Origin of the sequence: Pseudomonas sp. PB105 (assembly GCF_009764655.1) — a bacterium.
Classification (GTDB): Bacteria; Pseudomonadota; Gammaproteobacteria; order Pseudomonadales; family Pseudomonadaceae; genus Aquipseudomonas; species Aquipseudomonas cyclaminis.
In genome coordinates this window covers 21313-28976 of the sequence record NZ_RWIO01000034.1, presented here as the reverse complement: position 1 = coordinate 28976, position 7664 = coordinate 21313, and the positions used below count along the sequence as shown (strand labels likewise).

Below are 7664 nucleotides of genomic sequence, written 5' to 3'. Positions count from 1 at the left end.
GAGGAACTGAGCGGCTTTGAACGGACCTTGAAAAAGGTCGACGACTGGCTGGCCCCCACACCATGAAACTGCACAAGGTGCTGACGATCGGCGGCACGCCTTACCCACTGATCAAGGACGAAGTCCGACTGGACATCAAAAGCCCCGGCCGGGCGACCTTCACCATCCAGGCCAGCGCCCCGGTCAACGGCCTGGTGACGCTCGATGTCGGCTACAACGACGGCCCGCTGCAGCGCCACTTCATTGGATTTGTCGAACGCTCGACGGCGATCAACAGCGTGCAGCAAATCCTGGTCTGTCGCGAACTGGCGGCGATCCTGTCGCAGCCTATGCCGCTGAACCTGCGTCACCTCGACCTGCAGGGCGTGCTGGCAGAAGTCAGCGACAAGACCGGCCTGCGCTTCCGCGTGCCGGACAAGGCTTACGCCAAGGTGAAGGCCCCGTTTTTCTACAGCTTGGCTGCCGGCTACCTGGCGATGGACAGCCTGGCCAGCGTATTCAGCATCCCCGACTTTATCTGGCAGCAGCAGGGCGACGGTGAGGTGTTTGTGGGCAGTTGGGCCGACAGCTTCTTCGGGATCCGCCCGCCGCTGCAGCTGCCTGTCGAACTGTTCGACGGCTACCAGGGCAACCAGAGCGCAATGATCGCGGCCCTTCCAGGGCTACGACCAGGTGCAACCATCAACCAGGGCGATAGGGTTACCAGCGTGACCCTTGCCGGCAACCAAATGGCGATCAAATGGACGACGCAATCCGTCGCAGTGTAGAGCGGCAATTCCCCGAACTGACCGGCGGCTACCACTTGCCACGCTTTGGCCGAGTGGTGGCCGTGCCCGATGCGCCGGCCGCACCTGGTCTGTGCGACGATTTCCGCCCGCGCTTCGGCGTCGACGTGGAAGTGCTGTTGCCCGATGGCGAGCCCGATCCCGCGCTGCCGATCCTGGCCGGCCTGCCGCTGCCGGCACCGATGGGCGGGCAAGAGGCGGGCATGTTCGGCTTCCCGGAAGAGGGCACCACCGTGGTGGTCAGCTTTGCCTACGGCCTGCCGCATAAGCCCTTTATCACGCAGATCCTGCCGCACGGCCTGAGCCTGCCCCGGGTGCCGAAGGGCGACCAGGTGTGGCAGCACAGCGAGGCGTGCCAACAGCGCGTTGATGCCGACGGCAACTGGCTTCGCCAAACGGACGGCAAGATCCATGACAAGGCGATTGAGCGGGAAGTGGAGGCGATGCAGAACACTGAGAGCTTCCAGAGCCACACAAGGACGGTGGACGACCATTCCACCGAGTCGGTGGGTGGCATCAAGAAGATCGAGGCATTGGGGGCACTCAAGCTGCTGTCGGGTGGATCTGCGAGCCTAGCGGCGGTAGATGATTTGCACCTAGCGACCGGGCGGGATTTGAATCTGGTGGTGGCACAAAGGCTTAACGCTATAGTGGGCGGCAACATGGATGAACGCATCCAGGGAATGCGCGAGAGTGTGGCGGCGGTTAGTCAACGGCTGGTCGGGCCTAAGACCTGGTTGGGGTCCGAGGGCCTGAACGTGCTGCAGGTTCTTTGTGATTTACTCGATTTGGTGCAGCAGATGAATATTCAGTTGGCAAGTCATACCCATGGCGCAACGCCTGTGCCTAATAGTGCTGCGGCGTTCACAACTGACGCTGGTATTGCATCTTTACTATTATTTCAGCTAAAAACCATAACGCTATAGTCTGGTATTATTGCTTATTAAATTCTCATCGTACAATTCGGCTAGGCTAGAGATGTACGATGAGATGTAAATTTTACATTGTGCAGAGTAATGTGGCCGGCTGGTGTTTACGCCAAAATATGTTTTTGGAATATTTGTGCGCGAATTACTCTTGCCTTTCTGTTGTTGGTGCCCTGATACATGTAAGAGAAGTAAATTCCGAATTCGGTTTCTGGAAGGTTCTTACTTTTCAGTACTGTGTCAGCCATGATATCAAGTCTTTCTTTCAGGTTTTTCGGTATGCGTTTTGCTAGCGTTAGCTCAATGACTAGTGTGAAGAAATTTGATTTTCGGAACCACATAGAGTCTATGTCAAGTCCGATGTTTTCGATGATGCTGAAGGTTTTCAATATTTCGGCCTTTCGAGCATTGGCAAGACTATATTCTTCATTGTATTCCGCAACACATTTTTCTATTTCGTTATCTCGATTGTAGTACCCGCCTCTTTCAAGAGTCGACATTACCTGCAGAACGAAGTGCAGGTCCGCCATTCTGGTGAACTCTGACTCATGGAAAACTCCGTAGTTTTCCAAACCGATGTCTGCTGCTATAGATTTTGCGGTTTGAATGAATTTCCCATCATAAACAGCATTATGAATTTCAATATCTTCGAGTTTGAATTTGGTGAGGTTTATTCGTCTGAAAATCTCTCGAACAAGATCGTCTTCAACTTTTCCTATATCACGAACAACAACTTGATATGAAAGGAAGGACTCGCGTTCTTCCGGCTCAAGGTCCGCGAAGTGTTTGATAAGTTTTAGGGGCTTATCGAATGTGTCTTCCACATAGTTTTGTATTGTCGTAAGACGTTGTTGGCCATCGATAACTATTTGACTAGTTCTCATTTTCTTTAAGTCTGTTTCACCTTGACAGACATATATTTCTGGGAAGGGATATCCGTGAAGAATAGTATCTAGGAACTGCTCTTGGTGTTCTTGTGTCCAGACAAATTTTCTTTGGAAGTCTGGTCGTAAATCTAATCGCTTTGTGTCGATTTTTTCATAGATGTCGGCAATCGTCGGATTTGTAACTGATGGTTTTATTTGCATGCTATTTTTCGTCCTTAAGTTTTTTGTGATGCAATCCTTCGAGCCCACTCACGATATATGTTTCTAGGTGGTTATAGGTTCGAAAAACACCGGCAGCTACTTTGTAGTTGCCCACAGGCGATTTGTTATAAGAAATAGATTCGAAAAAACTAAACCACGCATTTTTCAATACGTTCATTTGAAAAGAGATTGGGAGTTTATCAGGCCTTATCCATCCCATCGCAGAGTATTCTAAAAATTCGTGATACATTGAGAGTTCAGATTCACGAATGACTCTTCTGTTTTTTCTGATTTGCATCTGATATTCAGAGATTTTGCCCATGATGCTGTCAAAAAGTTGCGAGGATATTATCGCTACGTCGATATCGGAGTCATAGTCAAAATTTGTACCCTTATGAGGGCTGAAACCTAGCTTACCTGAACCGGTTATATATACTTCATGAAACGATATTTCAAACTGGCTTGTTATGATTTTTTTGAAATCATAATACTCATTTGGTCTATCCTTAAAAACGTAAGGTATACCGTGCAGCACGTGTTTTCTGGAAAAGTCGAGTAGCTCACCGCTTTTTCGTGCCAAGTCCATTTCTGCTCTAAAGCTGTTTAAGTCCAAGTGAACGTCCATTTATCTGAGGTTTGCTTTAGTCATCTGCCCGCATGGAGCCATTGACTACGCCAAAATGTCCCTAATGAATTTTCCACCCCGGCCGCGGATAGGAGAGCGCTAGTACACCCCTCAACCGTAGCAGTAGCAAAACAATGGCACAAGTATCGTGTAAATCCGAGTAGGAGTAACCCTTTCCTCGCATATGCGATGGCTCAGTGTGACTCCCTGTGTAGAGCAACCCCACAGGAAGAAATCTTGATTGGAAAACACTTATCCCCCTCCCGCCAGCCGTCCTCGTGCCATCGTTTCGTGCAGTGCAGTGCAGTGCATTGGCCTAGCGAAGGCGGCTGGAACAGTTTTTTTAGCCAGAGAAGATATGACCAAGGCTGGGCTCGGGGTTGAGCGGTCCTTCAAAGATCCAGCATCGGATCGTTTTACCTTCAATTGAGCTGCCCTTGGGACCTGTAGAGACAAACTTCGGCTGCTTACTCGCCTTCATTGCTCGCCGCATCTCTGCATCAAAGTGAAAACTTATACTATTTTTTTTAAAAAGCGCCTCTAGATGCGGCAGCTTCAAGTAGATCATCCCACTTAACCACGGAGCATGATTGTATCGCTCACCTCGACGGTCGAGTATTTCTAGGGCATCCCATAGCGGTTTGAGCGAGGCCTCAGGAAAAGGGTCATCCTTTCCGATCGTCATTAGCTCCGGTACCGAGAGCCCCAACAGCTGGGACGTCTGCGCGAGTTGTTCGTGGACCGCGGCGCGCACTCCGACGTCGTTGGAGCGCTGTAACTCTTTTAGCAAGGTCAACCGGTGACGTGAAAGAGCGATGTGCTGGGATACACTTGGCGCGGCAATGCGAGCAGTTCTGCCCTCCGCCCAATAGTTCCAAAGTGCATCGTCGCATTCCTCCTGGTAACGGATGATCTTATCGCGGAGCTCGGGTTTCACCTTATTCGGACCGATCGAGTAAAGCCATGCAGGAAGCTTTCGCAGGTGCAGGCATGTCATGCCCCTTGGTTTGCCATCTTCGGCAACTATCAAGATTTCCTTGATAGTTGCGGCGAAGCGCTCGCCCAGCTTTGCATGCTGGCCTTGCCAAGAAACACCCAGGCTTTCGGCGATCGGCTTCATGGCTACGTAGGGCTCATTTCCCTGCTCTACCAGAACCACTATGTCCTCATAGAATGGCACTGGCATCAACTGCGTACTCACATTAGATCCCTCTTCGGCAACCATCACCATAATGGTGATGGTTCTCTGGCAGCTATAACGGTATCAGGGGCCATTATCCCCATGTGTCAATGAAAAGCTCCAGGCAAAGAAAAAAGTGCAGGAAAAGCACTTATCCCCCTCCCGCCGACGGGGTTTGTCTCCTTTTTTTGTGCAAACTCAGATGTAGTGCAAACGAGCCGGGAGCCCAGGCGGGCCGGGGCGCTCTACGGGCGACCGGCAATTTCACAGATTGCAAAGTTTTGAAGAGAAGTGCAGGGCGATTGCAGGGCGGTGCAGCATAGGATCACCGACGGGGCTGGGCTGGAGGCCCCAGGTTCATTGATGGGTAGAGAGAAAAATATAGGAATACGGGCATTTTCCAAAATGAGATAGATCTTTTTTCTTGCCTTCCGTGACTGCCTTCGATGAGGCCGAAAGCTGTCATAAGCCACGTAACGTGTGGGTTTCGTCGAGATTGGTGCATTTCACGATTTGTCTCGACCCTAACTGGTTCCTGACTTTCGCAGGCGGGCCAAACCTTGCTTGATATGCCCCGCGTTCTCACCGATTGCCTCTAAGGCGCCACGCACGTTTTCACCTGCTTCTATTGAGCCTTGTTGTTCCAGGCGCAGGGTGAGTTCCATCACAGCTGCTTCAAGTGCCAACTGATTTTCATACATCCTTTCGAGCAAATCTGAGAGCGAATATTCATGCGCCATATGAAGGTTCCTATCGTGAGCTTTCAGACTAGCCCCAAGCTTCAGTACTGGCCAAATAGATGGCTATTTTGGAACCAGGGCTGGGAAAAAGGTAATTTGGGTTAGAAAGGGCATTAGTCTTGCTACAAGCCCCGTATTCCGTGGGATTGACGTATTACCTTGAGGGGTAATATTTGGTAATGGCAAAGGTAATATTTGCCCGAGTGCCCGGTTTTGCTGGGGATTGAGCCCGTCAGGAATTACCCGATGAAAAGGTAATGACCTAACCTATAAATTACCAAATTATTACCTTTCTCAATATCCATCAACATATTGAAATTAAAGGGTTTTCTACTGATATATCCAACGTATTACCAATATTACCTTTTTCCCGTGCCTCAACATAAATCGGGCGGGATGCCGTTTTTCACCCCACTCCAACCGTCGCGCACTAACTTGGTGCAAAACCCATGGGACCGCCATGGGACTGAAAATGCTGTTTTTTTGGAGAGTCTGCATCGCTGCAGCCCGCGTAATCCGGGCACTTGCATTTTGAAAGTCACTTTGCGGGTAGTTTCGAATCTCTCCTTCACCGCCAAATTCGATGTAAACAAAACCTCTGGTTTCGAAAGAAACCAGGGGTTTTTTGATTTCTGGGGTTTGAAAACCAACCGGTTTCAATTCATGGGCTTGGTGTATCCATCCTTCGTCCTACGGCGTCCAGCAAGTCACACCCATCGCGTAAAGGGATTGAGCACAGTAAGGCGAAGTCGCTGAGTACGACCGCATCACTACTTATTTCATTACGCAGCGCAAGGTTCTCCAAGACTTGTGTAACGGCACGAAGTCGATAGGTTGCGGCGTCGAGGAGAATTTCCATTGGCGCTGCTGTATCGATAAAAAGAGTAGGGGTGGCACTGTCGTTGCTGGTGAGGGGCATATAGTTGTTCATATGTGGAGCTCCGGTTGTCGAAGGGTAGCAACCACACATTTGTCGCCAAACAAAAGGGTGGCAGCTGTACGCAGGTTGGCGAACCGGGACAATCGGAAAAACCGGCAGACCCGAAGGTCTCCCACGCACAGCTACCGTCGAGCAGCTTATTGCGCGCAGAAGCATCCCGCAAATCGCCGGGAGGCATCTGTCGATTTATCCTCGGGTCGCCAAACCCGTTCGCCATGTGGGCGACCGAGCGACTATAGGCTCTGCAATTTTGAAGCGGGAGGCTGACGCTTCTGAATGGAATGTAGGACATTACCCAAACACTGTTATGCGCATGTAATCACCGCCCTCAATGCCTATGCCGATGATGCACATCCGGAAAATGCGCATGACTATGCCTCACCGGGCTGTGCACATGCACATGGCTGTGGGGCACATCCGGATCCCACTCAAACCCATGCTCATGCTGATGATGTTCATCATGCACATGCCGATGCCCGTGTTCCGTCGCCTCATGCTGATGTTCATGGGCGTGCCGCTCCGTCAGGTGCAGCCACACGCCCACGGCCATCAGCGCTGAGGCGATCCAGAACGCCGTCGTCACCGATTCCCCCAACACCAGCATTGCAATCGCGGCACCCAGGAACGGTGCGGTCGAGAAGTATGCCCCGGTGCGTGCACTGCCCAGTCCACGCAATGCCAGTACAAACATGACCAGGCTGATGCCATACCCCAGAAATCCAACCAACAAGATCGGCGCGAGTTGTGCCGCTCCGGGGATCTGCGCGCCGAGATAGAGCGCCACTGCGGCATTCACTGCGCCCGCGATCAACCCCTTGGTACTTGCGATAAACAACGCGTCCGATGCCGACACTTTGCGCGTCAGGTTGTTGTCGATGCCCCAGCACAAGCAGGCGACCGCGACTGTCAGGGGGCCTGTCCAGTCATGGCTGCTGCCGCCGCCTTCAGGCCATGACAATGCAACGCCGCCCAACACAATCGCGATCATCCCAAGCACGATTCGGCGGTCGGCGTTTTCTCTGAATACCAGCCAAGCGATCACGGCGGTCAACACCGATTCGAGGTTGAGCATCAGAGACGCGGTCGCGCCGGTGGTGCGGGTGAGGCCGAACATCAGGGCCACGGGGCCAAGGATGCCGCCGAAGGCGATGGCGCCGAGCAGCCATGGCCATTCGGTGGGGGTGAGGCCGGAGGATTGCCAGCCGCGGTCACGGACAAGGCGTACGCCGGCGAGCCCGATGCCGCTGCCCAGGTAGAGCAGGCCGGCGAGCAACACCGGTGAAAGACCCAGGCCGAGATTTTTGGCAAGCGGGGTACTGGCGCCGAACAGGGCGGCTGCCGCCAGCGCGTAAACAATGCTGAGGTTCATGGGCACTTCCT

General features: G+C 52.3%; 8 protein-coding genes. 2 read left to right on the top strand and 6 right to left on the bottom strand.

What is annotated here, in order from left to right:
- The first annotated feature begins 62 nt into the window (after positions 1-62).
- Both EJD88_RS07435 and EJD88_RS07430 read left to right on the top strand, forming a co-directional pair.
- The gene (locus tag EJD88_RS07435) at positions 63-767 is read left to right on the top strand and encodes a hypothetical protein (protein ID WP_158877490.1); all 705 of its coding nucleotides are present in this window, start codon (positions 63-65) and stop codon (positions 765-767) included.
- On the top strand, positions 740-1711 hold the full coding sequence (locus EJD88_RS07430) for a hypothetical protein (RefSeq protein ID WP_158877488.1): 972 nt from the start codon (positions 740-742) through the stop codon (positions 1709-1711). The genes EJD88_RS07435 and EJD88_RS07430 overlap by 28 nt, the downstream gene beginning before the upstream one ends.
- 107 nt (positions 1712-1818) lie before the next feature.
- Here EJD88_RS07430 and EJD88_RS07425 read toward each other — a convergent pair whose 3' ends face one another.
- The 6 genes from EJD88_RS07425 to EJD88_RS07400 all read right to left on the bottom strand — a co-directional run bounded on the left by EJD88_RS07425 (position 1819) and on the right by EJD88_RS07400 (position 7653).
- Positions 1819-2799 carry a DUF262 domain-containing protein gene (locus EJD88_RS07425; RefSeq protein ID WP_158877486.1) on the bottom strand — a complete coding sequence of 327 codons (981 nt, stop codon included), beginning with the start codon at positions 2797-2799 and terminating at the stop codon, positions 1819-1821.
- A gap of 1 nt (position 2800) precedes the next feature.
- Positions 2801-3412 carry a hypothetical protein gene (locus EJD88_RS07420; protein WP_218574067.1) on the bottom strand — a complete coding sequence of 204 codons (612 nt, stop codon included), beginning with the start codon at positions 3410-3412 and terminating at the stop codon, positions 2801-2803.
- A 355-nt stretch (positions 3413-3767) separates the two neighbouring features.
- On the bottom strand, positions 3768-4610 hold the full coding sequence (locus EJD88_RS07415) for a phage antirepressor N-terminal domain-containing protein (protein WP_256674392.1): 843 nt from the start codon (positions 4608-4610) through the stop codon (positions 3768-3770).
- A 518-nt stretch (positions 4611-5128) separates the two neighbouring features.
- Positions 5129-5344, bottom strand: a complete 216-nt coding sequence (locus EJD88_RS07410) for a hypothetical protein (protein WP_158877482.1) — start codon at positions 5342-5344, stop codon at positions 5129-5131.
- A 661-nt stretch (positions 5345-6005) separates the two neighbouring features.
- Positions 6006-6275: a short-chain dehydrogenase gene (locus EJD88_RS07405; protein ID WP_112196468.1), complete on the bottom strand. Its 270-nt coding sequence runs from the start codon at positions 6273-6275 to the stop codon at positions 6006-6008.
- A gap of 337 nt (positions 6276-6612) precedes the next feature.
- A complete protein-coding gene (locus EJD88_RS07400) occupies positions 6613-7653 on the bottom strand; it encodes a DMT family transporter (protein WP_158877480.1) in 1041 nt (346 codons plus the stop codon).
- Positions 7654-7664 lie beyond the last annotated feature (11 nt).